This window comes from Paraburkholderia dipogonis (assembly GCF_046027395.1).
Lineage (GTDB): Bacteria > Pseudomonadota > Gammaproteobacteria > Burkholderiales > Burkholderiaceae > Paraburkholderia > Paraburkholderia dipogonis_A.
Map to the genome: position 1 here is coordinate 62494 of NZ_JAQQEG010000021.1, position 24953 is coordinate 87446.

Consider the following 24953-nt stretch of genomic DNA (forward strand, 5'->3'; position numbering starts at 1 on the left):
CGGCGCGCTCCGTGGGCCGCCATTGCGCCGCATTTCTGACGGCAGCATGGCGGCAAGATGGCAGATCAGCCCGCCTTGCCTTGCTTGGCAACAGCGGCTTGCGCCTTGGCGATCGCTTCCTGGTCGCCCAGATAGTAGTGCTTGATGGGCTTCAGGTTCTCATCGAGTTCATAGACGAGCGGCACGCCATTCGGAATATTCAGGCCGACGATGTCGTCGTCCGAAATATTGTCGAGGTACTTCACCAGTGCGCGGATCGAATTGCCGTGGGCGGCGATCACGACCTTGCGGCCCGACTTGATAGCCGGCGCAATCGACTCGTTCCACAGCGGCAGAACGCGCGCGACCGTGTCTTTCAGGCATTCGGTGAGCGGCAGTTGCTCGCGCGGCACCTTGGCGTAGCGCGGGTCGTTGTAGGGGGCGCGCTCGTCCGTCGGCTCGAGCGCCGGCGGCGGCGTGTCGTAGCTGCGGCGCCAGACCAGCACCTGTTCGTCGCCGAACTTGGCGGCCGTTTCCGCCTTGTTCAGACCCGACAGCGCGCCGTAGTGGCGTTCATTCAGACGCCACGAATGCACCACCGGCAGGTACATCAGATCCATTTTGTCCTGCACGTGCCACAAGGTGCGGATCGCGCGCTTGAGCACCGACGTGTAGGCGATGTCGAACGTGTAGCCCGAGTCCTTCAGCAGCACGCCCGCTTGCTGCGCCTCATTGTTGCCCTGTTCGGTGAGGTCGACGTCGACCCAGCCCGTGAAGCGGTTTTCCTTGTTCCACGTCGATTCGCCGTGGCGGATGAGAACGAGTTTGTACATGAGATTGCCGGTCGGTAGTGAGGAAGCGGTCAAGCGCTGCGGGGGTCCTCTGGAGGAGCGCCGCCATCGCGTCAGACGGTTATTTTATAATGGGTGGATTGCCCTTTTCGATTTCTCTCTTTTTCGGCGGATTTTCCGTGAAGTTTTTCACTGATTACACAAACCTTGTACTGATCGCGATCGTCCTCATCTCCGGTGGGTTGCTGCTGTGGCCGACGATCAGCCGGCGCGGCCGTGGCGGCCTGTCGGCCGCAGAAGCCACGCAACTGATCAACCGGCGCAATGCGGCGGTCATCGACCTGCGTCCGTCCGCCGACTACGCCAAAGGGCATTTGCCCGCGGCACGGCACCTTGAATTTGCAGAGTTGCAGGCGAAGGTCGCGCAACTCGTGAAGAACAAGAGCAACCCGGTGCTGCTGGTATGCCAGACCGGCCAGCAGTCGAACAAGGCAGCGCGTATCGTGCAGGATGCAGGTTACGCGGAAGTCCATGTTCTCGAAGGCGGTGTCGACGCCTGGCAGAAAGCCGGTATGCCGGTTGTGAAACAAGGAGCAGCCAAGTGAACAAAGTGATCATGTACAGCACCCAGGTGTGCCCGTATTGCCAGATGGCCGAACGTCTTTTAAAGTCGCGCGGCGTCGAGCACGTTGAAAAGGTACTGATCGACAAAGACCCGGCCCGTCGCGAGGAAATGATGACCCGGACCGGTCGCCGCACGGTGCCGCAAGTGTTCATCGGCGAGACGCATGTGGGCGGGTACGATGACCTCTCCGCGCTCGATCGCGCGGGCGGTTTGATGCCGCTGCTCGAAGCAACCGCCTGAATTCGTGCGCCCACGGGCGCATGAAGGCGGGTGAACCACAAGCCGGCGCGTCCTCGCCCCATCAGGGCGGGCGGCGCGCCGCAACGATCTGGCGGCCCATGCTTGCATGGGCCGCCGCCATGCATACCTATCAGGGAATCATTTCATCATGTCCGACGAGAATAACCAGCCGTTCTTCAACATCCAGCGCATCTATTTGAAGGACATGTCGCTCGAGCAGCCGAATTCGCCGGGCATCTTCCTCGAGCAGGAAATGCCCTCGGTCGAAGTCGAAGTCGACGTGAAGGCCGAACGCCTCGCCGACACCGTGTTCGAAATCCTCGTCACGGGCACGGTCACGGCCAAGGTGTCGGACAAGGTTGCGTTCCTGATCGAAGCCAAGCAAGCCGGCATTTTCGACATCCGCAACATTCCGGCTGAGCAGATCGACCCGCTGGTCGGCATTGCCTGCCCGACCATCCTGTTCCCGTATTTGCGTTCGAACATCGCCGACGCGATCACCCGCGCCGGTTTCCCGCCGATCCACCTCGCCGAGATCAACTTCCAGGCGCTGTACGAGCAACGTCTCGCGCAGATGGGTGGCCAGGACGGCGCGGCGCAGAACGGCGTCACGCACTAACGTGTCGCAAGCAGTGCCGGCTATGAAGGTTGCTGTCCTTGGCGCCGGCGCGTGGGGTACAGCCCTCGCCGGCCATCTGGCCGTACGGCACGACACGGTGTTGTGGGCGCGCGAGCCCGCGCTCATTGCCGATCTCTCCGCTTCGCACGAAAACGCCCGCTATCTGGCGGGCGTTGCTTTGCCGCCGGCGCTTCGCTATGAAGCCGATCTGGACGCAGCGCTCGACCACGCGCTCGCCGACGACGCGTTATGCGTCGTGGCGACGCCCGTGGCCGGACTGCGCGGTTTGTTTCGGGCCATGCGCGACGCGGGCAAAGTGCCGGCGCATGTGGTGTGGTTGTGTAAAGGTTTTGAAGCCGATTCGCAGTTGATGCCGCATCAAGTGGTCGCGGCCGAACTACCGGCGCACGGCAGTAACGGCGTGCTCTCCGGTCCGAGTTTCGCGCGCGAAGTCGGGCAGGGCTTGCCGGTCGCGTTGACCATCGCGAGTGCGTCGGCGGCGTGCCGCGAGCGCACGGTCGCCGCATTTCATCACGGCGCCATGCGCATCTATACCGGCGACGACGTCGTCGGCGTGGAAGTGGGCGGTGCGGTGAAAAACGTGCTGGCCATTGCAACAGGCATCGCCGACGGCCTCGGCCTCGGGCTCAACGCACGCGCGGCGCTGATCACGCGCGGTCTCGCTGAAATGTCGCGCCTCGGCGTGATACTTGGCGGACGGGCCGAAACGTTCACCGGTTTGACCGGCCTCGGCGATCTGATCCTGACCGCAACCGGCGATCTGTCGCGCAATCGCACGGTCGGCGTGCAACTCGCCGCGGGCCGCACGCTCGACGATATTCTCGGCGCCCTCGGTCACGTGGCCGAAGGCGTGCGTTGCGCGCAAGCCGTGCTCGCGATTGCTCGCGCGCATGCCATCGAGATGCCGATCACACAAGCGGTCTGCGCCGTGCTGTTCGACGGTGTGGCGCCGCGCGACGCCGTCAGCGCCCTGCTGCGGCGCGACTCCAAAGCCGAATAAGCCTTGTCTTTCAGCCGTTTAGCGCGCAAAGCGCTGAACGGCTGCTCGCTATCGCTGTCCACGTTTTATCGACGTTTCGGATCAGCGAGGTTCCCATGCTCAGATTCAATCGTTGCACGCTGGAAGCACACGTGGTCGACATCACCACGCTCGCCGTGGATGCGATCGTGAACGCCGCGAATACGTCGTTATTGGGCGGAGGCGGCGTGGACGGCGCGATTCATCGCGCGGCCGGCAAGGATTTGCTGCGCGAGTGCGAAACGCTCGGCGGCTGTGCGACCGGCGACGCGAAGCTGACCGGAGGCTACCGTCTGCCGGCTAAACATGTGATTCATGCCGTCGGCCCGGTCTGGCGTGGCGGAACGCATGGTGAGGCCGACCTGCTGGCCTCCTGTTATCAGCGCTCGCTCGAGGTGGCGCGCGAGGCGCAGTGCAAGAGCATTGCGTTCCCCGCGATTAGTTGCGGCATCTACCATTTCCCCGCCGACGAGGCCGTGCGGATCGCGGTCGGCACGGTGATCGACACCTTGCCGCGCACGCCGCAGATCGAACAGGTAGTGTTCGCCTGTTTCGACGACGCCATGTTCGCGCGCTATGAAGCGGAGTTGAAACGCCGTCAGGCGCCGCCGTCGAAGCCGGTCTGACGCCAGGCTTCGAACACCACGACCGCGACGGTATTCGATAGATTCAGGCTGCGGTTGCCCGGACGCATGGGCAGGCGCACGCGTTGCTCGTTGGCGAACTGGTCGAGCACCGAGTCGGGCAGGCCGCGCGTTTCGGCGCCGAACACGAACCAGTCGCCGGATTGAAACGCGTGCTCGTGAAAGCGGCCCGAGCCGCGCGTGGTGAAGGCGAACATGCGCGCCGGGTCCGGCGATTCCTTGGCGATGAACGCCGCCCAGTCCGCATGCACGTTCATTTGCGCATACTCGTGATAGTCGAGGCCGGCGCGGCGCAACTTGGCGTCGTCGAGCGGAAAGCCGAGCGGCTCGATCAGATGCAGCCGGGCTCCGGTGTTGGCGCACAGGCGGATCACGTTGCCGGTGTTCGGCGGAATTTCCGGTTCTACGAGAACGACATTGAACATGGTGAGCTCAGGTGGAGACTAGTTTTTCGGTGTGCGCAGCGCGACGAAGTTGGTGACCCGCCGCGCGCCCGCCGCCTTGAGCGTGCGCGCCAGCGCTTCGAGCGTCGCGCCGGTCGTCATCACATCGTCGACGATACCGACGTGCAGGCCTTGCGCGGACCCGGCGACCTTGAAGGCGCGGCCCACGTTCAGGCGGCGGGCGTCGAGATCGAGCCGCGACTGCGGCGCGGTGTGAATCACGCGCTTCAGCAAGGTCGCGTCGCTGCGTACTTTCAGCGCGCGGGCCAGCGGCCTGGCGATCTGCCAGGCCTGGTTGTAGCCGCGCTCGGTGAGACGTTTTCTGGCAAGCGGCACGGGCGCGATCACGTCCGGCCATTCGGCGCAGTCCTGCCAGGAGTCCTGTGCAACACGTGCGAGCCGTTGTGCGAACTCGCGCGCCAGCATCAGTCGCGCGCGAAATTTCAGGCCGACTGCGAGCGCGTCGAGCGGCGCCCGGTAGTCGGCGAGGGCGAAGGTCGCGTCGAACGGTGGCGGCTCGCCGATGCAATCCGCACAGCGATATTGCGCGTGCGCCGCCCATCGCGAACGGGATAACGGCACTGCGCAGACGGTGCAGCGCAACCGGCTTTCGTTCCAGTAGGCCGCGTCGCAACCGGCGCAGAGCGTCGTATGCGACAAATTGCCGCATAACGCGCAGAGGTTCGGCAACGCGGCGTGCATCACGCGCGGCCACGCTGAATGCAAGCCGCTCGCGAAACGCGCGAATCTGCCGCCGGAAAATGATGAAATGGGTCGGAATGGCACGGTGGGACCGCCCGCGAAGGCCTTTCACGCTGAATGGAAGGAAGCGAGCGAGTATACTTCCTGCTCCACGTCAGCACGACACCCATGTCCCCAACTTCCGCTCAAACAGGCCGTCCGGCCTATGATTCCCGGCGCCTCCGGCGGATCTTCGACCGCCGCGCAGCGACTTTCGGCGACGTCGCGTTCCTGCCTCGCGAAATCGCGCAACGTATGCGCGAGCGTCTCGACTACATCAAGGTGACGCCGGCGAGCGTGCTCGACGCCGGTTGCGGCGCGGGCGAAGACATTCCCGCTTTGCGCGAGCGTTTTCCGGAAGCGCCGGTGTTCGGCTCCGATCTATCGCACGGCATGCTCACGCGCGCGCTGCAACACGATTCGGGCGACACGAGCTGGCGGCGCTTTCTGCCGGCCTCGCTGGGTAAAGCGCTCGGCGCCCGTGGTCCACGCTTCGCGCAAGCCGACTTTTCGGCGCTGCCGTTCGCGGCCGGCGCCTTCGAATTTATCTGGTCCAATCTGGCGCTGCACTGGCACTCACGGCCCGATCTCGTGTTTCCCGAGTGGCAGCGTGTGCTGAAAGTCAACGGGCTGCTGATGTTCAGCACGCTCGGCCCCGACTCGCTCAAGGAATTACGCGGCGCCTACGCCGAGGTCGAGGCCGCGCACGGTGTCGCCTCGCGCAAGCATGTGATCGACTTCGTCGACATGCACGATCTCGGCGACATGCTGGTGGAGAGCGGCTTCGAGATTCCCGTGATGGACCAGGAAGTCCTCACCATCACCTACAGGTCGCCGCAGTCGCTGCTCGCCGACGTGCGCCGCTGGGGCGCCTATCCGTTCGAGCGCGAAGCGTCGTCGAGCGCCGCCGCGCGCCGGCTGCACAAGGCTTTGCTGGCGGCCCTCGAAGCCCGGCGGCGCGCCGACGGCACGATCGCGCTGACCTTCGAAGTGATCTACGGACACGCGTGGAAAGCCGTGCCGCGCACCACGGCGGAAGGTCATGGCATCGTCCGAATCGAGGACATCGGACGCGGTTCGTCGAGGAATCGTTGAGGAATCGACGAGGCGGTAAAGAGGACATCTGTTATGTCTGAAATTACCGCTTCAAAAGACGCGCAAAAGGTGCGTCAAAACGGCGCGGAGGCTTGTCGCGCCTGGCTTGTGGGCCAATCGAGGCTTGCTTGTGGATGCTATGGATCGCGCCTATAATGCGTCAGTTTGTCGCCCGGAGTTCCCACATTTGGGGCGACAGGCCCGGGGCACAGGGCAGCAAGATAAGATGACGCGGCGGTGATCGAGCGGCCGGAATAACGGTCGCGAGGAATGACCGCTGGCGGCGATTGGAGACAATCGGCGGGAGGCAGCGATGGGAGCATCAGATCTGCTTGCGGATTCAGAACCAGTTCTCAAAGACTGGACGATGAAACGCAACTGTTCGATATCGCCGCGGCAGTTCGTATGTTTCTACGTGTCGCTTGCGTTGTTCTCGTTGGCAATTGCTTTCATGCTGGTTCTGGTCGGTGCCTGGCTGGTGTTGCCGTTCACTGGTGTCGAATTGCTGGCGGTGGGCATCGCGTTTGCCATCTATGCGCGTCATGCTGTGGATTACGAGCGTATCCGGTTGTTTCAGAACCGGCTCGTCATCGAGCAGGTCAACGCCGAACAACTCACGCAGTTCGAGTTCAATCCGCGCTGGGTGCGGATCGAGGCGGGCGCAACACCGCGTGACCGGATCAAACTGGTCTCGCGCGGCCAGACGATCATGATCGGGCAACATCTCGCGCAGTATCGGCGCGCGCAGTTCGCAGGCGAATTGCGTATGTGGCTCACGCGTTGTTAGAGGCGTGAAGTCGCGCGGCGTTCACGGGGAGCGCGAGGCAACCTGCCAGCGGGGTCGAGGGTTTGAATGGAAAATTTGGGTAAGGAAGCTATGAAAACAATCAAGCGAGCCCTCATGGGTGTGCTGGCGATGAGCGGACTGCTTTTCGCCGGCGCGGCCCTGGCAGTGGGCGATGTTCCGGGCGGCCCTGCCGTCAACGAGATCAATCTCCAGCCGCCTGCGACGAAAATCGCTGAGGAGCTCTTTAGCCTCCACATGTTCATGCTGGTACTTTGCCTGGTCATCTTCGTCGGCGTGTTCGGCGTGATGTTCTATTCGATCTTTGCTCACCGCAAATCGAAAGGCCACAAAGCTTCCAACTTCCACGAAAGCACCACCGTCGAAATCATCTGGACGATCGTGCCGTTCATCATCGTCGTGCTGATGGCGCTGCCCGCCACCAAGACGGTGGTCGCGATGAAAGACACCACCAACGCCGACGTCACCATCAAGGTCACCGGCTACCAGTGGAAATGGGGCTACGACTACGTGAAGGGCCCGGGCGAAGGCATCAACTTCCTGTCCACGCTGGCCACGCCGCGTGCGGAAACCGATGGCCGCGAGCCGATTTCCACCACGTATCTGCAGGAAGTCGACAATCCGCTGGTCGTCCCGGTCGACAAGAAAATCCGCATCATCACCACCGCGAACGACGTGGTCCACTCCTGGTACGTGCCGGCTTTCGGCGTGAAGCAGGACGCGATTCCGGGCTTCGTGCGCGACACGTGGTTCAAGGCTGAGAAGACCGGCACGTTCCGCGGCTTCTGTACTGAACTGTGCGGCAAGGAACACGCGTTCATGCCGGTGGTGGTCGAAGTGCTGTCCGCCGACGACTACGCGAAGTGGGTCGATACGCAGAAGAAGAAAATGGCCGCTGGCCAGGACGACCCGAACAAGACCTACACCATGGCCGAGCTGATGGAGCGCGGCGGCAAGGTCTACGCAGCGAACTGCGCGGTCTGCCACCAGCCGACCGGCAAGGGCGCGGGCGCATTCCCGGCGCTCGACGGCAGCAAGATCGCCAACGGCGCGATCGCCGAGCACGTCAGCCTGGTGCTGAAGGGCAAGAATGCGATGCCGTCGTGGGCGCCTACACTGAATGACGTCGAAATCGCTTCGGTGGTTACGTACGAACGTAACTCGTGGGGCAACCACACCGGCGACATTCTCCAGCCGAAGCAGGTTGCGGACGCCCGTAACGGCAAGCTGCCGGAAGGTGGCAACCATCTGGCCGACGCAGGCGCAGCGGCGAGCGGCGCAGAAGCGGCTTCGGGCGCGGCGGCAGCATCCGGTGCCTCGGGCGCGGAAGCGGCAACGGCGTCGGCACCGGCCGGTTCGGACAGCGCGGCAACGCAAGCGGCACTGCCGGCGAGCATCTACTTCGACACCGGCAAGAGCACGCTGCCGGCCGACGCAAAAGCGGCAGTCGACGCAGCCGCGGCCTACGCGAAGGCGCATCCGGATGCGAAATTCACGCTGTCGGGCTTCACCGACGCCACCGGCTCCGCCGATCTCAACGCGAAACTCGCGAAGAGCCGTGCCGAAGCCGTACGCGACGCGTTGAAAGCAGCCGGCATTGCCGAAGACCATATTATTTTAAAGAAGCCGGAAACGATCACGGGCGGCAGCGACGCGAAAGAAGCCCGGCGTGTTCAGATCAGCCCGGCTGCCTGACGTGTTCATGGTCAGCACCGCAGTATTCGCTTTAGGAGATTGTCATGTCTAGCATCGGACACGATGTAGTCGCAGGCCACGAACACGTGCACGGCGACCATGCCCACGAAACGCCGCATGGCTGGCGCCGTTGGCTGTTCGCAACCAATCACAAGGACATCGGTACGCTGTACCTGATCTTCTCGTTCACCATGTTCCTCTCCGGGGGCGTGATGGCGCTGATGATCCGTGCCGAGCTGTTCGAACCGGGCCTGCAGATCATGCGCCCCGAGTTCTTCAACCAGTTGACCACCATGCACGGCCTGATCATGGTGTTCGGCGCGATCATGCCGGCCTTCGTCGGCTTCGCGAACTGGATGGTGCCGCTGCAGATCGGCGCATCGGACATGGCTTTCGCCCGCATGAACAACTTCAGCTTCTGGCTTCTGCCGGTGGCGGCTGTCCTGCTGGTCGGTTCGTTCTTCTCGCCGGGCGGCGCGACCGCCGCGGGCTGGACGCTCTACGCGCCGCTGTCCACGCAGATGGGCCCGGGCATGGACTTCGCGATTTTCGCGGTCCACTTGATGGGTGCTTCGTCGATCATGGGCGGGATCAACATCGTCGTGACGATCCTGAACATGCGCGCGCCCGGCCTCACGCTGATGAAGATGCCGATGTTCGTCTGGACGTGGCTGATCACCGCATACCTGCTGATCGCCGTGATGCCGGTTCTGGCAGGCGCGATCACCATGGTGCTGTTCGATCGCCACTTCGGCACGTCGTTCTTCAACGCGGCAGGCGGCGGCGACCCGGTCATGTACCAGCACATCTTCTGGTTCTTCGGGCACCCCGAGGTGTACATCATGATCTTGCCGGCGTTCGGGATCGTCTCGCAGGTGATTCCGGCGTTCTCGCGCAAGCCGCTGTTCGGCTATAGCTCGATGGTGTACGCAACCTCGTCGATCGCGATTCTGTCGTTCATGGTCTGGGCGCACCACATGTTCGCAACCGGCATGCCGGTGACGGGCCAGCTGTTCTTCATGTACGCGACCATGCTGATCGCCGTGCCGACGGGCGTGAAGGTGTTCAACTGGGTCGCGACGATGTGGCGCGGTTCGCTGAGCTTCGAAACGCCGATGTTGTTCGCGGTCGGCTTCCTGATCGTGTTCACGTTCGGCGGTCTGTCGGGTCTCATGCTGGCAATGGCCCCGCTCGACATCCAGTACCACGGCACCTATTTCGTCGTCGCGCACTTCCACTACGTGCTGGTGGCGGGCTCGCTCTTCGCGCTGTTCTCCGGCTGGTACTACTGGGCGCCGAAGTGGACCGGCTGGATGTACAACGAAACGCGCGGCAAGATCCACTTCTGGGCGTCGCTGTTCTTCTTCAACCTCGCGTTCCTGCCGATGCACTTCGTCGGTCTCGCAGGTATGCCGCGTCGTTACGCTGACTACCCGGCGCAGTTCACGGACTGGAACCAGGTCATCTCGATCGGCGCGTTTGGCTTCGGTCTGGCGCAGGTCTACTTCCTGTTCGCGGTTGCACTGCCGGCCTACCGTGGCGGCGGCGAACTCGAAAAGGCTGGCGACAAGCCGTGGGACGGCGCAACGGGCCTCGAATGGACCGTGCCGAGCCCGGCTCCGTTCCACACGTTCGAAAACCCGCCGACCGTTGAGTAATCGGCGCACGGTGAGGTTGCCGGCTCGGACAGCGCAGCAGTTCGTTACCTGAGCCGGCGATCACGAAAGCGGTGGCGGTACCCGTAGTCACGAAAAGTATTCAGAAAGTCGAGCATGACGCGCAATCCTCAAGAAAGACGTACGCCCGAGCAGATTCGCGCGGGCAACCGGCGGATCGGTTTCGTGATGTTCGTGATCGCCGCGGTCTTTTTCGCGAGCGTGATCATCCATCAGAAGTGGTTCACCTGACCAGGTGGTTCGAGTCAGTTTGCAGGTTTGTTGAGGATTGAGATGTCGACACAACCGCCGGCTCAGGCCGACCGCTCTTTTAACCGTTCGATGCTGATCAAGCTGTTCATCGTCGCGTTGATGATGTTCGGTTTCGGTTTCGCGCTGGTGCCGATGTACCGCGCGATCTGTCAGATCACCGGCATCAACAACCTCGTGCAGCGTGATGCCACGGTGCGCGAGGCGAAGAATACGCAGGTCGACATGAGCCGCACGATTTCGATCGAATTCGATGCGAACGCGCGCGGCCCGCTGGGTTTCAAGCCGGAGCAGCGCAGTCTGGATGTGCATCCGGGCGAAGTGACGACGGTGATGTACGAGGTGAGCAACGAACAGGCGCGCACGATTCAGGCGCAAGCCATTCCGAGCTACGCGCCGAAGCAGGCCACCGAGTACTTCAAGAAGATCGAGTGTTTTTGCTTTACGCAGCAGACGTTGACGGCGAATCAGACGAAGCGGATGCCGGTGGTGTTCGTGGTCGATCCGAAGTTGCCGAAGGACGTGAAAACGATCACGTTGTCGTACACGTTCTTTGAGTTGAATGCGCCGGCAGCGGCGACGGCCGGAAGCGCAGCGCCCACGGCTAACACGGATAAAAGCGCGGCGGCCACCGCCGCCAATCCCGCCTGACGGCTCGCGCCGCAGTCGAAGGAAGAAGAAACGAGATGAGCGATAACGGCGGCAGCCCGCGCAAGAGCAGTTTTGGTCAGTCGATGCGTGCGGTGCTCTGGTCGTTTTTCGGGGTGCGCAAGCGTCGCGATCTGGAGGCGGACGCCACGCAGTTGAACCCGCTGCACGTGATTGCGGCAGCATTGATCTGCGCGGCCATTTTTATCGTGGCGCTGATTCTGATCGTACGCGCCGTGGTAGGTTGAAGCGCCAGGCGCATACGTAGAATCGGGCGAAGCAGCGCCCACGAATTAGAGCGAAGCGGTGCGGTATCGACGCGCCGCCGAAGATACAGCCGGAGATTCCGGAACAACTGGACTGAAGTGGAGAATCAAGAATGAGCGGTCAAAACGAGAGCCCGTACTATTTCGTACCGCATCCGTCGCGGCATCCGATTAGCGCCGCGGTTGGGTTGCTGGTCATGCTCGGATCGCTTGCGGCCTGGATCAACGAACATGAATGGGCGCCGATCGGCGTCGTCGCCGGTTTGTTGTGGCTGCTCTTTACGCTGTGGCACTGGTTCGGCGACGCGATCGCCGAGTCGGAAGGTGGCATGTACGGCAAGAACGTCGACAAGTCGTACCGCTGGAGCATGAGCTGGTTCATCTTCTCCGAAGTGATGTTCTTCGGTGCGTTCTTCGGCGCGCTGTTCTATGCGCGTGAGATCGCGCTGCATCAACTGGGTAGCCTCGATTACAAGCTGATCTGGCCGGATTTCTCGGCGGTGTGGCCGAACAACGGTCCGGCAGCGCTGGTCTCGACCTTCAAGTCGATGCAGCCGTGGCCGGTGCCGACCATCAACACGGCGCTGCTGCTTTCCTCGGGCGCGACGCTGACAGTGTCGCACCACGCGCTGCGTGAAGATCATCGCAAGAAGGCGATCATCTGGCTGGCCGCAACGCTCGTGCTCGGCGTCTGCTTCCTGTTCCTGCAAGGCTTCGAATACTTCCACGCGTACAACGAACTGAATCTGACGCTGTCGTCGGGCGTGTATGGTTCGACGTTCTTCCTGCTGACCGGCTTCCACGGATTCCACGTGTTCCTCGGCGGCACGATGCTGGCAGTCGTGCTGGCGCGTATGATCCGTGGGCACTTCACGGCGGAGCATCACTTCGCGTTCGAAGGCGCGGCCTGGTATTGGCACTTTGTGGACGTCGTGTGGCTTGGGCTGTACGTCGTCGTGTACTGGCTGTAACGCAGTCTGGCCTGCGCCGACCGACAACCTCGGAATGTGTGCAGGCTGTTCGCGCCAGATCCTGCGGGGCGGGGCGCACGAGCAACAACGCAAGACAGCAGCAGTACGTAAGACTGACGCAGCGCCGCCCTCGACCCTGTCAGGGCGGCGTTTTGTTTGGCGGCGTGGAGATTTTTCCGCCGTGCTCAGCGCCCGTAAGGAATACCGGTCGACTGAATCCAGCCCATCCAGTGAGCGAACAGGATGAACAGGAATAGCGAGATCGACAGGCCCACCCGAGTGGCGAGCGACCAGACCATCCGCTTGGTTTTGCCCTTGTCGTGCATCATGAAGTACAGCGCCGACACCATGCTGGCGATGATCAGGACGAAGGCGATGGGAACGAGAATGTGCATGGAACCAGGTGAAACCGGAAAGCGCAGAGGCAAGATGTTTATTATCGCACCGCGAGCCAGCGTTTGCCGGTCGTTCCCTGTTGCGCCGCACGCGGCTTACGAGCGTGCGCGATGAAGTTCCGCCTCGTTCCCGCGCTGTTGATTCTGCTGGTGATCGTGGTGACCGTGCGGCTAGGTTTCTGGCAGCGCGACCGCGCGCATCAGAAGGAAGCGCTCGAAGCGCACATCACGCAGTTCGAGAACGCGCCCGCGCAGCCGGTGAGCGGCGCGCCGGTCGAACTCAAGGACATCGAGTTTCATCGCGTGAAGGCGCGCGGCAGTTTCGTCGCGGACAAGGTCGTCTACCTCGACAATCGTCCGTATAACGACCAGCCGGGCTTTTACGTCGTGATGCCTTTTAAACTGGCCGACGGCGGTTACGTGCTGGTGAATCGCGGCTGGTTGCCGCGCAACATGAGCAACCGCGAGACCATCGCGCCGTACACCACGCCGCAAGGCGACATCGAAATCGAAGGCATTGCGCGAGCCGATGCCTCGCGCGCTTATGAGTTGGGGCAGGGCGGTTCGGCCGAGCATCAACTGATCCGCCAGAATCTGGATGTCGCCGCGTACGCCGCGGAAACCGGCCTGCCGCTGCAATCGTTCGTGATTCAGCAGTTGAGCGACGACGGCGACAAACTGGTGCGCGACTGGCCCACGCCTACTAGCGGCGTCGAGCGGAACTATGGCTACATGTTCCAATGGTGGGGTATGGCGGCCGCCGCGCTGGTCTTCGGCCTGTATGCCGCGCGCCGCGCCGCCAGGAAAGAGCATGCACCGGGCGTATAACGCAGCACAGCACAGGCGGTTTGCGATTCAACTTCGCAATCCGCGCAAATCATTGAAAGAGGTCCAGTAGTGTCGACGCAATCTCCCCGTTCGCCGCAAGCCGGCAAACCCACCGCGCCCCGGGCGATGCCCGGCCAACCCAACGGCAAAGGCTCGTGGAAGCGCGGCCGCTGGATGCTGCTGCTGGTGGCGATCATCTGCGCCGCGCCGATCGCCGTGTCGTATTTCACGTACTACGTGATCCGGCCGACCGGCGGCACCACGAGTTACGGCGCACTGGTCGAACCGCAACGTCCAATTCCCGATTCGCTCATGGTCACCGGCGAGGATGGCAAGCCCGTCAAGTTCGCCACGCTGCGCGGCCACTGGCTGATGATTTCGGTCGACAACAGCGCGTGCGACAAAGCGTGTGTCACCAAGCTCTACTTCATGCGACAAATCCGCGCAGCTCAGGGCCCGGAACGCGAGCGCGTCGTGGAAGTGTGGCTGCGCACCGATGCAGGCAACGTCGCGGACGTGATACAAAAGGCCTATCCCGACACCGACATGATGATCGCCGATCCGGCGCAGGTGTCCGCATGGCTGCCCACGGACAACGGCACCAAGGTTACCGACCACATCTACCTGGTCGATCCGAACGGCAATCTGATGATGCGTTTCCCGAAAGATCCGAACCCCAGCAAGATCAAAGGCGATCTGACCAAGCTGCTCAAATGGTCGCGCATCGGCTAATGCCGCAACATAGGTAAGAGAGATGTTCGTACTGCAACTGGCCCTGATCGGCTTGTGTATTGCGTTGTTGCCGCTGTCCTACGTGTGGGTCAAGGCCGACGACAACAAATTCCGCAAGCTGGTCTGGCTCACCACCTTCCTCACGCTCGATCTGGTGATGTTCGGCGGCTTCACGCGGCTCACCGATTCCGGGCTCGGCTGTCCGGACTGGCCGGGCTGTTACGGCACATCATCGCCGTTCATCGCGCATGCGGCGATCACGGCCGCGCATCAGGCGATGCCCACCGGACCGGTCAGCATGACGAAGGCCTGGATCGAAATGATCCACCGTTACTTCGCGATGGCGATCGGCGTGCTGATCATCGCGCAGACCGTCATTGCGTGGACTGCGCGCATCAAGCGGCGTCCGCTGCATGTATCGCCGTGGTGGCCGACCTCGTTGTTGCTGCTGATTCTGGTGCAAGGCGCGTTCGGTGCCTGGACCGTGACGATGAAGCTACAACCGATCATCGTGACGACGCACTTGCTGCTCGGACTCGCGTTGCTGGGCACGCTCGGCTGGCTGGCTGCCCGGCAAACGCCGTTGCCCGCTTACGAGCCCGAGGCCGCGCGCTGGCGCGCGGCGGCGATCGCGGGTCTGATGCTGCTGATCGCGCAAATCGCACTGGGCGGCTGGGTCAGCACGAACTACGCGGTGCTCGCGTGTACGGATTTCCCGACCTGCAACGGCCAATGGGTCCCGCCGATGGATTTCGCGCACGGCTTCCACCTGTGGCGCGCGCTCGGCATGACCGGCGACGGCGACATGATCACGCAGGATGCGCTGGTGGCGATCCACTGGACGCACCGCACGTTCGCCGTCGTCGTGGTCGCCTATCTGGTGTGGTTCGCGCTGAAACTACGCCGCTTCGAGTCGCTGCGGCGCCCCGCAAACGGCGTGCTGCTGGTGGTGCTGATCCAGTTCATCACCGGGCTGTCGAACATCGTTCTGCAATGGCCGTTGCCCATTGCGGTCGCGCATAACGGCGGGGCCGCGATCCTGCTGCTTCTGCTCGTTATGTTAAACTTTCGGATCGCTTATAGCCGTCCCGGCCGCGCCGTGCTCCCTGCGCGCGATGCCGCGCCAGCGTGACTCCACATGGACAGCACAACACTCTCCCAAACGCCCGGTAGCCGGGTCTCCCAGTACATCGCCCTGACGAAGCCGCGCGTCACGCAACTCGCCGTGTTCTGCGCCGTCATCGGCATGTTTCTGTCGACGCCCGGCATGGTGCCGTGGGCTCCGCTGATCGGCGGGACCGTCGGCATCTGGTTGCTGGCCGGCGCGGCGTTCGCCATCAATTGCCTCGTCGAGCAGAAAATCGACGCCAAGATGCGGCGCACCTCGTGGCGCCCGTCCGCGCGCGGCGAAATTACCACCACGCAAATTCTGCTGTTCTCGGCCGTGCTCGGCGGCCTCGGCATGTGGGCGCTCTACACGTTCGCCAATCCGCTCACCATGTGGCTCACGCTGGCCACGTTCGTCGGCTATGCCGTCATCTATACGCTGCTGCTCAAGCCTGCCACGCCGCAGAACATCGTGATCGGCGGAGCCTCGGGCGCCATGCCGCCGGCGCTCGGCTGGGCCGCGGTCACCGGCCATGTGCCTGGCGACGCCTGGATCCTGGTGCTGATCATCTTCGTATGGACGCCGCCGCATTTCTGGGCGCTCGCGCTGTATCGCCGCAAAGACTACGAAAACGCCGGCCTGCCGATGCTGCCGAACACGCACGGCGAGAAGTACACACGCCTGCATATTCTGCTGTACACGGTGATCCTGTTCGCGGTCACCATGATGCCCTTCATCTCCGGCATGAGCGGCGTGGTGTACCTCGCGGCGGCCGTGCTGCTGGGCGCCGTGTTCCTTGCTTATGCGTGGAAGATCTATCGCGAGTACTCGGACGATCTGGCGCGCAAGACCTTCCGTTACTCGATCGTCTATCTCTCGCTGCTGTTCGCCGCGCTGCTGATCGACCACTATGCGCGCGTCCTGATCGGCGCGTAATACCATGCTCAATAACCGCTTCGCGCGCACGGCGCGTGCTGCTGTGATCGCTTGCGCGCTCGGTGGCGTCTTGCTGGTCGCAGGCTGCGGCAAGCAGCCGCCGGCGTTCCAGAATCTCGACATCACCGGCAATACCCAGTTCGGAAGCAACTTCTCGCTGCCCGACACGGCCGGCCACACGCGCACCTTGGCGGATTACAAGGGCAAGGCGGTGGTGCTGTTCTTCGGCTACACGCATTGCCCGGACGTTTGCCCGACCACGATGGCCGAGCTCTCGCAAGCGTTGCAGCAACTCGGGCCGGAAGACGCGAAGCGCGTGCAGGTGCTGTTCGTCACCGTCGATCCCGAGCGTGATACGCCGGCCTTGCTCGCGCAATACGTGCCGGCGTTCAACCCGACGTTCGTCGGCTTGCGTCCGGCCGATCAGGCGCAACTCACCAAGATCACGAAGGACTTCCGCGTCTACTACGCGAAGGTGCCCGGCAAGACGGCTGACAGCTACACGATGGACCACACGGCAGCGAGCTATGTGTTCGATACGGATGGCAAGCTGCGTCTGTTCGCGCGTGACGGCCAGGGCGCAACGCCGTGGGTGCATGACATCAAGCTGCTGCTCGACTGACACGCAGCGATATGCGGGCGCGTGTCGTATCACTTGCCCGTTTTCAACTCCCCTCTCTTTCTAACGCTCAAACCGGAATCGGCAGATTCAATCCGGGCGCGAGCCGCGTCGTCTTGAACTCCGTTACCTCGTAACGCGCAAGCTTCTGCTGCGCGAACGGGTCGCTGGCGAGAATTTCGTCCAGCTTATCGCGCTCGATGCGCACCGCCAGAATGATGCCGCCGTCGCGCGGCACTTTCGGTCCGGCGGCGACGAACACGCCGGCTTCGAACTGTTGTGCCAGAAACGCGCGATGGGCTTCCAGCGCATCGTCGATGCGTTCGAGCGATGCGGTATAGATAAGGTCGATGACGTACATGGGCGTTCTCTCCAGCAATGGAATATGCCGCTAAAACGTGCGGCCGCAGCCTCGGATTATCGTTCAGAGAACGATTCGGCGCGCGCGGTCAGCCTGCACGCACGCTGCCCTCGCCAAGCGGCCGGTTTCCTTTCAGCGTTTCTCAAGTTGCCCGTCTGTCATGCCGTTATATCTATAGCAATCGTTTGCGCGTGAGGCAAAGCGGCGTGCTTGCGAGTGCGAACGGAACACGAATCACACGAGAGAGACCACAACAATGAGCAGGATGAGTTTGAATCGCAAACTATGGCTGTCGCTCGCGCTCGTCTGGCTGGGGCTGCTGGGCGTCGGGCTGTGGAGCGCGGTCGAAACGCGCAGCACGATGCTGGCCGAGCGCAAGGCGGGCATGGTGAATCTTGTCGATGCCGCGCAAGGCATCGTGAACGGTTATTACGCGCTCTCACAGAGCGGCAAGCTGAGCGAGGCCGACGCGCAGCGCGAAGCACTCGCCCGTCTCGCGACCATGCGCTACGGCGAATCCGGCTATCTGTTCGTGATGGATTCGAAGCCCGTCGTGTTGATGCATCCCACGTTGCCGCAGATGACCGGCAAGCCGGTCGGCGACTTCAAGGACCCGGACGGCAAGCTCCTGTACGTGGCAATCGTCGACGCGGCCAAGTCAAGCGGCCGCGGTTTCGCGGAGTATCGCGGACGCCTGCCGCACAGCGAAACGGCCGTGCCGAAAATCAGCTACGTCGTGCGTTTCGCGCCGTGGGACTGGAACATCACGAGCGGCGTGTTCATCAAGGACATCGACACGGTGTACTACGAGACGCTGCTCGGCCACCTGGCTGTGGTGCTGGTCATCGGCGCGATCATCTCGCTGGCGATGGTGCTGATCATCCGCAACGTGCGCGCGAGCCTCGGCGGCGAGCCGGACCAGGCGGCACGGCTTGCGGCGAGTATCGCGCAAGGCGATCTGACGCAAGTCGTCGACGTTCGTCCGCAGGACAAGACCAGCATGATGGCGGCCATGCGTGAAATGCAGAACCGTTTGCAGCGGACCATCGGCGAGATTCGTCGCTCGGCGGAGTCCATTGCGTCGGCGACGCAGCAGATCGCGGCCGGTAACGGCGACCTGTCGCAGCGTACCGAGCAGCAGGCGGCTTCGTTGCAGGAGACCGCGGCGAGCATGGAAGAGCTCACCGCGACGGTCAAGCAGAACGCCGACAACGCGCGGCAGGCGAGCGGACTCGCGCATAACGCGTCCGAAATCGCGACGCGCGGCAACGACGTGGTGAGCCGCGTGATCGGCACGATGGGCGAGATCAACGACAGCTCGCGGCAGATCGCGGACATCATCGGCGTGATCGAAGGCATTGCTTTTCAGACCAACATTCTCGCGTTGAACGCGGCCGTGGAAGCGGCGCGCGCCGGTGAGCAGGGCCGCGGTTTCGCGGTCGTCGCGGGCGAGGTGCGCAGCCTCGCGCAACGCTCGGGAACGGCGGCGAAGGAGATCAAGCAGTTGATCAGTGCGTCGGTCGAGCGCGTGCACAACGGTTCGACGCTGGTGCAGCAGGCCGGCACGACGATGGGCGAAATTCTTCAGGCTGTGCAGCGCGTGACCGACATCATGGGCGAGATTGCGGCGGCATCCGAAGAGCAGAGCAGCGGCATTTCCCAGGTCGGCCGCGCCGTCACGCAAATGGACGAAGTGACGCAGCAGAACGCGGCGCTGGTCGAACAGGCGGCGGCCGCGGCGGCTTCGTTGCAGGATCAGGCGGGGCGTTTGCGCGATACGGTGAGCGCGTTTCGTGTGAACGGTGCTGAAGGTGGCGCGCCTGGTTCGGCGGCGGTCGCGGCGCGTAGGGTGATGGCGACGGCGACGGCGCCGGCGCCGCAAGCAGCCGCAACGGCAGCGGCGCCGCGCGATATCGGCACGGCATCGCACTCGGCGTCCGCATCGCCGCGCGCGGAGCCGAAGCTGTCGGCATCCGCCAGGACGTCCGCCGCGTCGGCTTCGGCATCGCCCGCGCATGTTGCGAGCGCCAGGCCTGCCGCAATGAAAGCGCCACGCGCATCGACCGAGGCAGTGAGAGCCACTCCGCCCGACGACGACTGGACCGCCTTCTGATTCTCCGGTGCACCGACCGCGTGCCTCTCATGAGCACGCGGTCCCGCGCCGATCAAGGCGCATAACCATATGCGATCGTGATATTTCCCATCTCGCCGGGACTATGAGACCATTTCAGGTCCAGTTGGCGGCGCATCGTCAAAAGCAATGTCCGCCGCCGGCTTCCACCCGAATCTGACACCGATCAGAAGTCGATGAGCCGTCGATCAAGTCATCGATTAGAAACAAGCGAGAATCACATGCAGCGCAGAAACATCCTCAAAGTCCTCTCGGCAGTTGTCGCCAGCACGGCGATCCTCACCAGCTTCGGCGCGCACGCTGACGACAAAGTCATCAAGGTCGGCACCATCGGTGGCCCGGACGCGCAGATCTGGGAAGTCGTCACGAAAGTGGCGAAGCGCGGAGGCCTGAACGTGAAGGTCGTCGAATTCAACGACTACGTGCAGCCGAACGCCGCGCTCGACGCCGGCGACCTCGACGCAAACAGCTTCCAGCACCAGCCGTACCTCGATAGCCAGATCAAGCAGCGCGGCTACAAGATCGTCAACGCCGGTCTCACATACATCTCGCCGCTCGGCATCTATTCGAAGAAGCTGAAGTCGCTGAAGGATCTGCCGCAAGGCGCGAAGGTCGCGGTGCCGAACGATCCGTCGAACGAAAACCGCGCGCTGCTGTTGCTGCAAACGCAAGGTGTGATCAAGCTGAAGACCGGTGCGGGCACGAACGGCAATAACGCGACGCCCCTCGACGTCGCCGAAAATCCGAAGAAGATCAAGCTGGTCGAACTCGACGCCGCGCAACTGCCGCGCTCGCTGTCGGACGTCGACGCCGCCGCGATCAACACGAACTTCGCACTGGCCGCAGGCCTGCAGCCGACCAGGGATGCAATCGCGCTCGAAGACGTGCATAGCCCGTACGCGAACCTGATCGCCGTGCGCACGCAGGACAAGGACAAGCCGTGGGTCAAAAAGCTGGTTGCTGCTTACCAGTCGGAAGACGTGCGCCAGTTCATCAAGACGCAGTTCAAGGGTTCGGTGGTGCCGTCGTTCTAAGGAACGACATTCCTACAGGCCTAATTCCCATCGCTCGACCATCAGGTCCTTGCCGAAACGGCGCTCAGCCGCCGTGCCGGCAAGCCTGAACCCGGCGCGCTCGCACAGGCGCCGCGGTTGTTCGAGCGAGGCGGCCGTTGTCAGCGTGAGCTTCGTATAGCCCGCGCGCCTCGCAAAGCGCACGCATTCGCTCAGCAACTGCGTGCCGATGCCCAGCCTCTGCACATCCGGCTCGACCCACAGGAGCCGCACACCCGCCACCGTCGTCGATACACCGACGATGCAGACCGAGCCGACCACCATCCCTTCCTGATCGGCGACCCAGCACATCTCCCGCACCGGATCGTTGCGTTGCGTGTAATCGGCGACGACCCGCGCGAGCAATCCCTCGAACGATGGATCCCAGTCATATTGCGCGGCGAACCATTGCGCCTGCCGATGCACGAGCCAGCCGCATTCGCCGGGGCGCGGCTGGCGGAGCACCACGAGTTCGTGTCTTGGCGTGTCGCCGAGCAGCCGCTCGATGATCTTCATCGCGGCGATCAACTGATCCTGGGAGAGGGCCGTGAGGCCGGAAAGCAACACCGACACTTCTTCGATCGCCGCGTTATCGAGCGGTGCGTACGCGGCGTGACCGCTGTCCGTGAGCGCAATTAGCGACTGGCGCGCGTCCGTCTCGGACGGGCGGCGCGTGATCAGATCGCGTCGTTCGAAGCTGGTCAGGAGACGGCTGAGATAACCGCTGTCGAGACCGAGGGAACGCCCGAGCACCGAAGCCGTTTGCGCACGTCCGCGGGAGAGTTCGTGCAGTACGCGCACCTCGGTCAGTGAGAACGCGCTCTTTGCCAAATGCTCATGCAGCGCGCCAATGTGTCGGGTATAGAAGCGGTTGAAATGGCGGACGGCCTGAGCGCGCCGCAGCGCCTCGGAATCTGTCAAATGCTGCTCCCAGGGGAATTTTTTATAGCTTGCTACTCGCCACTATATTGGAACGCACCCCTTTACAAAAGCCACGCCGACAGGCGGCCGATCGGAACTGGTATTAAAAAGGTATCGATCAGGGCTGAGTTGTCAGCGTGTTGAAACCATGTTTGAGCCCGCCAGGTGGCTTTCCGAAGCCCAATGCGGGTAAATCCTGGGCTTCAAAAACTGCTCTCCAGCGCCTCCGCATACCCCTCTAAGCCTTATTCAGCAAGGCTTTGCGCCGGATCATACCAGCATAGAACCAGTCCGTTGACTGGTATTATGTTGGTTATATAATGGGCTCTCATTTTTCGTAGGCCTACCTTTTCACGACGGCCGCCGGAGCCCCATGGAAACTCGCTGGTCCGCACTGATGCCTGACGCCCGCAACGTCACGCCGCTCTATTTGCAGCTCGCGCGCAATCTTGCGACAGCGATCCACTGTGGCGTGTGGTCGGCGGGTGAGGCGCTGCCCTCGGAGCGCACCCTCTCGGATGCGATCGGCGTGTCGCGCATCACCGCGCGCAAGGCGATCGAGTTGCTGGTCGAACAAGGCCTGATCCGGCGTGCTCGCGGCGCGGGCAGCTTCATCACGCCGCGCGTCGAAGACCCGCTTTCGCGGCTCACCGGTTTCACGAAGAAGATGCAGCAGCGCGGTTTCCGGCCGGATTCGGTGTGGCTCGAGCGCGATATCCGCGCCGCCAACCGTGACGAACTGGTGCACCTCGGCCTGTCGCCCGGCGCGGCGGTGACGAGTCTGCGGCGCCTGCGGCGCGCGGACGGCATCGTCATGGCGGTCGAGCATTCGGCGTTGCCGGCCGCGATCGTGCCCGACCCGCACGCTGTCGGCGACTCGCTCTACAGCTATCTCGAACACCGTGGCGCCGCTGTCGTGCGCGCCTTGCAGCACTTCCGCGCGGTCAACGCTTCGAGCGAGATCGCTTCGTTGATGGACATCGAACCGCGCTCGGCGCTGCTGGTCATTACCCGTATCGGCTACAGCGCCGACCAGCGCGCAATCGAACTGACCGACACCTATTGCCGCGACGATTACTACGACTTTGTCGCTGAATTGCGCACCTGAGCCGACCGGCTGAGCCCGTGCGCGAAGCCTGCAAGTTCAGGCGCGGTGCAGAAAAAGCGCCATTCAGTCACGCCCCGTATTACGCCTCACCAGAGAGACTCATGCTGACCGGAAACATACTCACCACCGATGGGTGGATTCACGGCACGCTCGAATACGAAAACGGCCGCATCACGGCGCTTACCGGCGAACGCGTCGATCCGTCGACGAACGACGCGCCGTACATCCTGCCCGGCTTCATCGATCTGCACGTGCATGGCGGCGGCGGGTCCGACGTGATGGAAGGCGGCAATGCGATCGAAACCATCACGCGCACGCATGCGCGTTACGGCACGACCAGCCTGCTCGCCACCACCATGACCGCGCCGCGCGACGAACTGATGAGCGTGGTCGCGGAGCTCGGTAACAACGCGCGGATTCGCACACCCGGCGGCGCGCGCGTGCTCGGCGTGCATCTGGAAGGGCCGTACATCAACCCCGGCAAGCTCGGTGCGCAACCCGACGCGGCGGTCTCGGCGGTGATGGACGAAGTGCTGAAGTATCTGTCCATCGCGCCGATTCGCGTCGTCACGCTGGCGCCGGAAATTGCCGGCCACATGGAGATCATCTCCGAAATGGCGGCACGCGGCGTGCGCGTGCAACTGGGCCATTCGCTCGGCACTTACGACGATGCCGTCGCCGCGCTCAAGCATGGCGCCTGCGGCTTCACGCATCTGTTCAACGCCATGTCGCCGCTGCACCATCGCAATCCAGGCCTCGTCGGCGCGGCGCTTGCGCACGCCGAGTTCGCCGAAATCATTCCCGATCTGCTGCATGTCCATCCGGGGGCGATCCGCGCTGCGTTGCGCGCGATTCCGCGTCTCTATGTGGTCACGGACAGCACCTCGGCCACCGGCATGCCCGACGGCGAATACCGTCTCGGCAGCCAGCATGTGACGAAGTGCCTCGGCGGCGTGCGTCTCGCCGACGGCACGCTCGCCGGCAGCACCCTGACCATGGATCAGGCGCTGCGCAATCTTGTGTCGATCGGCCTGCCGATCGCCGATGTATCGAACCGTTTGTCGCGCTACGCCGCCGACTACCTTGGCATTGAAGACCGCGGCCGCATTGCGCGCGGTGCATGGGCCGACGTGGTCGTGTTCGATCGTGAACTGGCGTTGACTGCGACTTACGTCGAAGGAGAAGCAATTGTCGAATATGCTTAAAGAGGCGCTGGCGTCCGCTGAAACGGTCGCCGCGCAACTCACGGACACCTCGCGCGTCGAGGCACTGGCGGCGAAGCTCGCGCAGCAGCCGCGCCATGTCGCGCTGACGGTCGCGCGCGGCAGCTCCGACCATGCGGCCAGTTACTTCGCGAGCCTGACGATGAGCCGCCTCGGCGTGCCGGTCGCCTCGCTGCCGATGTCGGTCGCCACGCTGCAACAGGCGCCGTTGCAAGTGCGCGATCAACTCGCGCTGGCGTTCTCGCAATCGGGCAAGAGCCCGGATCTGGTCGGCACGATGGAAGCATTGCGCCAAGCGGGCGCGTTGACCGTCGCCGCCGTGAACGTGTCGGGCTCACCCTTGGCCGACGCGTGCGAATTCGAGTTGCCGCTCGAAGCCGGTCCGGAACTGAGCGTCGCGGCCACCAAGAGCTACATCGCGATGCTGTCGATTTCCGCGCAGCTCGTCGCGCATTGGCAGAACGACGCTGAACTGCTCGCTGCGTTGAAGACGCTGCCCGAAGCGCTGCGTGCCGCCGGCAAGCTCGACTGGTCGGCGGCCGTGGAGGAATTGCGCGGCATCGAGCGCATGATCGTGATCGGCCGCGGTCTCGGTCTTGCCATCGCGCAGGAAGCCGCGCTGAAACTGAAGGAAACCTCCGGCATTCAGGCCGAAGCGTTTTCTAGCGCGGAAGTGCGTCACGGCCCGATGGAACTGATCGACCGCGACTACCCGCTGTTGGTCTTCGCACCGCGTGGACCCGAGCAGGCCGGCTTGCTGCAACTCGCGCGCGATATGAAGGCGCGCGGCGCCCGCGTTCTGCTCGCGGCGCCGGCCGACGTGCCGGAAGCCACATTGCCGCTTGCCACTACCGCTCATGCAGCGCTCGATCCGATCGCTGCAATCCTGTCCTTTTACGTGATGGCCGCGGGCCTTGCCGCCGCGCGCGGGCGCAATCCCGATGCGCCGCGCCATCTCAACAAAGTCACCGAAACTCACTGACGAGAAATCAGATGCGACGTGTCGAGGAGTC

General features: G+C 63.2%; 29 protein-coding genes. 23 read left to right on the forward strand and 6 right to left on the reverse strand.

The window, feature by feature from the left end:
• Nucleotides 1-65 precede the first annotated feature (65 nt).
• On the reverse strand, nucleotides 66-812 hold the full coding sequence (gene gpmA, locus PQR32_RS22000) for a 2,3-diphosphoglycerate-dependent phosphoglycerate mutase (protein WP_408231585.1): 747 nt from the start codon (nucleotides 810-812) through the stop codon (nucleotides 66-68).
• A 137-nt stretch (nucleotides 813-949) separates the two neighbouring features.
• Here gpmA and PQR32_RS22005 point away from each other — a divergent pair, with 137 nt between their 5' ends.
• From PQR32_RS22005 to PQR32_RS22025, 5 genes are all read left to right on the forward strand, one after another.
• Nucleotides 950-1375, forward strand: a complete 426-nt coding sequence (locus PQR32_RS22005; protein ID WP_012431601.1) for a rhodanese-like domain-containing protein — start codon at nucleotides 950-952, stop codon at nucleotides 1373-1375.
• The gene (gene grxC / locus PQR32_RS22010; protein WP_007179466.1) at nucleotides 1372-1635 is read left to right on the forward strand and encodes a glutaredoxin 3; all 264 of its coding nucleotides are present in this window, start codon (nucleotides 1372-1374) and stop codon (nucleotides 1633-1635) included. The genes PQR32_RS22005 and grxC overlap by 4 nt, the downstream gene beginning before the upstream one ends.
• 148 nt (nucleotides 1636-1783) lie before the next feature.
• Complete coding sequence (gene secB / locus PQR32_RS22015) at nucleotides 1784-2254, forward strand: protein-export chaperone SecB (RefSeq protein ID WP_007179465.1); 471 nt, start codon at nucleotides 1784-1786, stop codon at nucleotides 2252-2254.
• A gap of 22 nt (nucleotides 2255-2276) precedes the next feature.
• Nucleotides 2277-3275: an NAD(P)H-dependent glycerol-3-phosphate dehydrogenase gene (locus PQR32_RS22020; RefSeq protein WP_408231588.1), complete on the forward strand. Its 999-nt coding sequence runs from the start codon at nucleotides 2277-2279 to the stop codon at nucleotides 3273-3275.
• Nucleotides 3276-3370: 95 nt separating this feature from the next.
• A complete protein-coding gene (locus PQR32_RS22025) occupies nucleotides 3371-3919 on the forward strand; it encodes an O-acetyl-ADP-ribose deacetylase (RefSeq protein WP_408231591.1) in 549 nt (182 codons plus the stop codon).
• Here PQR32_RS22025 and trmL read toward each other — a convergent pair.
• Nucleotides 3892-4362, reverse strand: coding sequence for a tRNA (uridine(34)/cytosine(34)/5-carboxymethylaminomethyluridine(34)-2'-O)-methyltransferase TrmL (gene trmL, locus PQR32_RS22030; RefSeq protein WP_168792455.1), 471 nt, complete (start codon nucleotides 4360-4362; stop codon nucleotides 3892-3894). The genes PQR32_RS22025 and trmL overlap by 28 nt on opposite strands.
• A gap of 18 nt (nucleotides 4363-4380) precedes the next feature.
• Nucleotides 4381-5082: a phosphoribosyltransferase family protein gene (locus PQR32_RS22035; protein ID WP_408231833.1), complete on the reverse strand. Its 702-nt coding sequence runs from the start codon at nucleotides 5080-5082 to the stop codon at nucleotides 4381-4383.
• A 168-nt stretch (nucleotides 5083-5250) separates the two neighbouring features.
• Between PQR32_RS22035 and PQR32_RS22040 the strand changes: the two genes are divergently transcribed.
• The 8 genes from PQR32_RS22040 (at nucleotide 5251) to PQR32_RS22075 (ending at nucleotide 12526) form a co-directional block, all read left to right on the forward strand.
• A complete protein-coding gene (locus tag PQR32_RS22040) occupies nucleotides 5251-6216 on the forward strand; it encodes a methyltransferase domain-containing protein (protein ID WP_408231594.1) in 966 nt (321 codons plus the stop codon).
• 313 nt (nucleotides 6217-6529) lie between these two features.
• Complete coding sequence (locus tag PQR32_RS22045; RefSeq protein ID WP_408231597.1) at nucleotides 6530-7003, forward strand: DUF2244 domain-containing protein; 474 nt, start codon at nucleotides 6530-6532, stop codon at nucleotides 7001-7003.
• 66 nt (nucleotides 7004-7069) lie between these two features.
• On the forward strand, nucleotides 7070-8716 hold the full coding sequence (coxB, locus tag PQR32_RS22050; RefSeq protein WP_408231600.1) for a cytochrome c oxidase subunit II: 1647 nt from the start codon (nucleotides 7070-7072) through the stop codon (nucleotides 8714-8716).
• A 44-nt stretch (nucleotides 8717-8760) separates the two neighbouring features.
• The gene (gene ctaD, locus PQR32_RS22055; RefSeq protein WP_106282189.1) at nucleotides 8761-10374 is read left to right on the forward strand and encodes a cytochrome c oxidase subunit I; all 1614 of its coding nucleotides are present in this window, start codon (nucleotides 8761-8763) and stop codon (nucleotides 10372-10374) included.
• Nucleotides 10375-10488: 114 nt separating this feature from the next.
• Complete coding sequence (locus tag PQR32_RS22060; protein WP_097391202.1) at nucleotides 10489-10623, forward strand: cytochrome oxidase small assembly protein; 135 nt, start codon at nucleotides 10489-10491, stop codon at nucleotides 10621-10623.
• Nucleotides 10624-10665: 42 nt separating this feature from the next.
• Nucleotides 10666-11292, forward strand: coding sequence for a cytochrome c oxidase assembly protein (locus PQR32_RS22065; RefSeq protein ID WP_408231603.1), 627 nt, complete (start codon nucleotides 10666-10668; stop codon nucleotides 11290-11292).
• 35 nt (nucleotides 11293-11327) lie between these two features.
• On the forward strand, nucleotides 11328-11537 hold the full coding sequence (locus PQR32_RS22070) for a DUF2970 domain-containing protein (protein WP_012431612.1): 210 nt from the start codon (nucleotides 11328-11330) through the stop codon (nucleotides 11535-11537).
• A gap of 131 nt (nucleotides 11538-11668) precedes the next feature.
• Nucleotides 11669-12526 carry a cytochrome c oxidase subunit 3 gene (locus PQR32_RS22075; RefSeq protein WP_408231606.1) on the forward strand — a complete coding sequence of 286 codons (858 nt, stop codon included), beginning with the start codon at nucleotides 11669-11671 and terminating at the stop codon, nucleotides 12524-12526.
• Nucleotides 12527-12711: 185 nt separating this feature from the next.
• On the opposite strand, the gene PQR32_RS22080 is transcribed toward PQR32_RS22075, so the two are convergent.
• Nucleotides 12712-12921, reverse strand: coding sequence for a twin transmembrane helix small protein (locus tag PQR32_RS22080; RefSeq protein WP_007179452.1), 210 nt, complete (start codon nucleotides 12919-12921; stop codon nucleotides 12712-12714).
• Nucleotides 12922-13032: 111 nt separating this feature from the next.
• Between PQR32_RS22080 and PQR32_RS22085 the strand changes: the two genes are divergently transcribed.
• The 5 genes from PQR32_RS22085 (at nucleotide 13033) to PQR32_RS22105 (ending at nucleotide 17147) form a co-directional block, all read left to right on the forward strand.
• Nucleotides 13033-13749 (forward strand): SURF1 family protein, encoded by a 717-nt coding sequence (locus PQR32_RS22085; RefSeq protein WP_408231609.1) that lies wholly within the window; start codon nucleotides 13033-13035, stop codon nucleotides 13747-13749.
• 69 nt (nucleotides 13750-13818) lie between these two features.
• Nucleotides 13819-14481 (forward strand): SCO family protein, encoded by a 663-nt coding sequence (locus PQR32_RS22090; RefSeq protein ID WP_408231612.1) that lies wholly within the window; start codon nucleotides 13819-13821, stop codon nucleotides 14479-14481.
• Between the two features lie 22 nt (nucleotides 14482-14503).
• Entirely contained in the window at nucleotides 14504-15613 is a 1110-nt protein-coding gene (locus PQR32_RS22095; protein WP_408231615.1) for a COX15/CtaA family protein, read from the forward strand.
• Between the two features lie 6 nt (nucleotides 15614-15619).
• Nucleotides 15620-16525 (forward strand): heme o synthase, encoded by a 906-nt coding sequence (cyoE, locus tag PQR32_RS22100; protein ID WP_408231618.1) that lies wholly within the window; start codon nucleotides 15620-15622, stop codon nucleotides 16523-16525.
• Between the two features lie 4 nt (nucleotides 16526-16529).
• Complete coding sequence (locus PQR32_RS22105; RefSeq protein ID WP_408231621.1) at nucleotides 16530-17147, forward strand: SCO family protein; 618 nt, start codon at nucleotides 16530-16532, stop codon at nucleotides 17145-17147.
• Nucleotides 17148-17214: 67 nt separating this feature from the next.
• Here PQR32_RS22105 and PQR32_RS22110 read toward each other — a convergent pair whose 3' ends face one another.
• Nucleotides 17215-17505, reverse strand: coding sequence for a YciI family protein (locus tag PQR32_RS22110; protein WP_408231624.1), 291 nt, complete (start codon nucleotides 17503-17505; stop codon nucleotides 17215-17217).
• Between the two features lie 256 nt (nucleotides 17506-17761).
• Here PQR32_RS22110 and PQR32_RS22115 point away from each other — a divergent pair, with 256 nt between their 5' ends.
• Together PQR32_RS22115 and PQR32_RS22120 are read left to right on the forward strand one after the other, a co-directional pair.
• A complete protein-coding gene (locus tag PQR32_RS22115) occupies nucleotides 17762-19618 on the forward strand; it encodes a methyl-accepting chemotaxis protein (RefSeq protein ID WP_408231627.1) in 1857 nt (618 codons plus the stop codon).
• 239 nt (nucleotides 19619-19857) lie between these two features.
• Nucleotides 19858-20670: a MetQ/NlpA family ABC transporter substrate-binding protein gene (locus PQR32_RS22120; RefSeq protein WP_408231630.1), complete on the forward strand. Its 813-nt coding sequence runs from the start codon at nucleotides 19858-19860 to the stop codon at nucleotides 20668-20670.
• 12 nt (nucleotides 20671-20682) lie between these two features.
• Here PQR32_RS22120 and PQR32_RS22125 read toward each other — a convergent pair whose 3' ends face one another.
• Nucleotides 20683-21609: a bifunctional helix-turn-helix transcriptional regulator/GNAT family N-acetyltransferase gene (locus tag PQR32_RS22125; protein WP_408231633.1), complete on the reverse strand. Its 927-nt coding sequence runs from the start codon at nucleotides 21607-21609 to the stop codon at nucleotides 20683-20685.
• A 373-nt stretch (nucleotides 21610-21982) separates the two neighbouring features.
• Between PQR32_RS22125 and PQR32_RS22130 the strand changes: the two genes are divergently transcribed.
• The 3 genes from PQR32_RS22130 (at nucleotide 21983) to PQR32_RS22140 (ending at nucleotide 24922) form a co-directional block, all read left to right on the forward strand.
• On the forward strand, nucleotides 21983-22717 hold the full coding sequence (locus tag PQR32_RS22130; protein ID WP_408231636.1) for a GntR family transcriptional regulator: 735 nt from the start codon (nucleotides 21983-21985) through the stop codon (nucleotides 22715-22717).
• Nucleotides 22718-22818: 101 nt separating this feature from the next.
• Nucleotides 22819-23922 (forward strand): N-acetylglucosamine-6-phosphate deacetylase, encoded by a 1104-nt coding sequence (nagA, locus tag PQR32_RS22135; protein ID WP_132376141.1) that lies wholly within the window; start codon nucleotides 22819-22821, stop codon nucleotides 23920-23922.
• Nucleotides 23915-24922: an SIS domain-containing protein gene (locus tag PQR32_RS22140; protein ID WP_408231836.1), complete on the forward strand. Its 1008-nt coding sequence runs from the start codon at nucleotides 23915-23917 to the stop codon at nucleotides 24920-24922. Before nagA ends, PQR32_RS22140 begins: the two co-directional genes overlap by 8 nt.
• Nucleotides 24923-24953: the final 31 nt, after the last annotated feature.

What these genes read in the sequence shown, in the direction of transcription:
- PQR32_RS22095 (WP_408231615.1), top strand. Translation starts at nt 14,504, where the DNA reads ATGTTCGTACTGCAACTGGCCCTGATCGGCTTGTGTATTGCGTTGTTG.
- PQR32_RS22040 (WP_408231594.1), top strand. Translation starts at nt 5,251, where the DNA reads ATGTCCCCAACTTCCGCTCAAACAGGCCGTCCGGCCTATGATTCCCGG.
- gpmA (WP_408231585.1), bottom strand. Translation starts at nt 812, where the DNA reads ATGTACAAACTCGTTCTCATCCGCCACGGCGAATCGACGTGGAACAAG.
- PQR32_RS22120 (WP_408231630.1), top strand. Translation starts at nt 19,858, where the DNA reads ATGCAGCGCAGAAACATCCTCAAAGTCCTCTCGGCAGTTGTCGCCAGC.
- PQR32_RS22110 (WP_408231624.1), bottom strand. Translation starts at nt 17,505, where the DNA reads ATGTACGTCATCGACCTTATCTATACCGCATCGCTCGAACGCATCGAC.
- PQR32_RS22130 (WP_408231636.1), top strand. Translation starts at nt 21,983, where the DNA reads ATGGAAACTCGCTGGTCCGCACTGATGCCTGACGCCCGCAACGTCACG.
- nagA (WP_132376141.1), top strand. Translation starts at nt 22,819, where the DNA reads ATGCTGACCGGAAACATACTCACCACCGATGGGTGGATTCACGGCACG.
- PQR32_RS22070 (WP_012431612.1), top strand. Translation starts at nt 11,328, where the DNA reads ATGAGCGATAACGGCGGCAGCCCGCGCAAGAGCAGTTTTGGTCAGTCG.
- PQR32_RS22105 (WP_408231621.1), top strand. Translation starts at nt 16,530, where the DNA reads ATGCTCAATAACCGCTTCGCGCGCACGGCGCGTGCTGCTGTGATCGCT.
- PQR32_RS22140 (WP_408231836.1), top strand. Translation starts at nt 23,915, where the DNA reads ATGCTTAAAGAGGCGCTGGCGTCCGCTGAAACGGTCGCCGCGCAACTC.
- trmL (WP_168792455.1), bottom strand. Translation starts at nt 4,362, where the DNA reads ATGTTCAATGTCGTTCTCGTAGAACCGGAAATTCCGCCGAACACCGGC.
- PQR32_RS22115 (WP_408231627.1), top strand. Translation starts at nt 17,762, where the DNA reads ATGAGCAGGATGAGTTTGAATCGCAAACTATGGCTGTCGCTCGCGCTC.
- PQR32_RS22065 (WP_408231603.1), top strand. Translation starts at nt 10,666, where the DNA reads ATGTCGACACAACCGCCGGCTCAGGCCGACCGCTCTTTTAACCGTTCG.
- secB (WP_007179465.1), top strand. Translation starts at nt 1,784, where the DNA reads ATGTCCGACGAGAATAACCAGCCGTTCTTCAACATCCAGCGCATCTAT.
- PQR32_RS22085 (WP_408231609.1), top strand. Translation starts at nt 13,033, where the DNA reads ATGAAGTTCCGCCTCGTTCCCGCGCTGTTGATTCTGCTGGTGATCGTG.
- cyoE (WP_408231618.1), top strand. Translation starts at nt 15,620, where the DNA reads ATGGACAGCACAACACTCTCCCAAACGCCCGGTAGCCGGGTCTCCCAG.
- PQR32_RS22045 (WP_408231597.1), top strand. Translation starts at nt 6,530, where the DNA reads ATGGGAGCATCAGATCTGCTTGCGGATTCAGAACCAGTTCTCAAAGAC.
- PQR32_RS22075 (WP_408231606.1), top strand. Translation starts at nt 11,669, where the DNA reads ATGAGCGGTCAAAACGAGAGCCCGTACTATTTCGTACCGCATCCGTCG.
- PQR32_RS22080 (WP_007179452.1), bottom strand. Translation starts at nt 12,921, where the DNA reads ATGCACATTCTCGTTCCCATCGCCTTCGTCCTGATCATCGCCAGCATG.
- PQR32_RS22060 (WP_097391202.1), top strand. Translation starts at nt 10,489, where the DNA reads ATGACGCGCAATCCTCAAGAAAGACGTACGCCCGAGCAGATTCGCGCG.
- PQR32_RS22025 (WP_408231591.1), top strand. Translation starts at nt 3,371, where the DNA reads ATGCTCAGATTCAATCGTTGCACGCTGGAAGCACACGTGGTCGACATC.
- PQR32_RS22020 (WP_408231588.1), top strand. Translation starts at nt 2,277, where the DNA reads ATGAAGGTTGCTGTCCTTGGCGCCGGCGCGTGGGGTACAGCCCTCGCC.
- PQR32_RS22035 (WP_408231833.1), bottom strand. Translation starts at nt 5,082, where the DNA reads ATGCACGCCGCGTTGCCGAACCTCTGCGCGTTATGCGGCAATTTGTCG.
- coxB (WP_408231600.1), top strand. Translation starts at nt 7,070, where the DNA reads ATGGAAAATTTGGGTAAGGAAGCTATGAAAACAATCAAGCGAGCCCTC.
- ctaD (WP_106282189.1), top strand. Translation starts at nt 8,761, where the DNA reads ATGTCTAGCATCGGACACGATGTAGTCGCAGGCCACGAACACGTGCAC.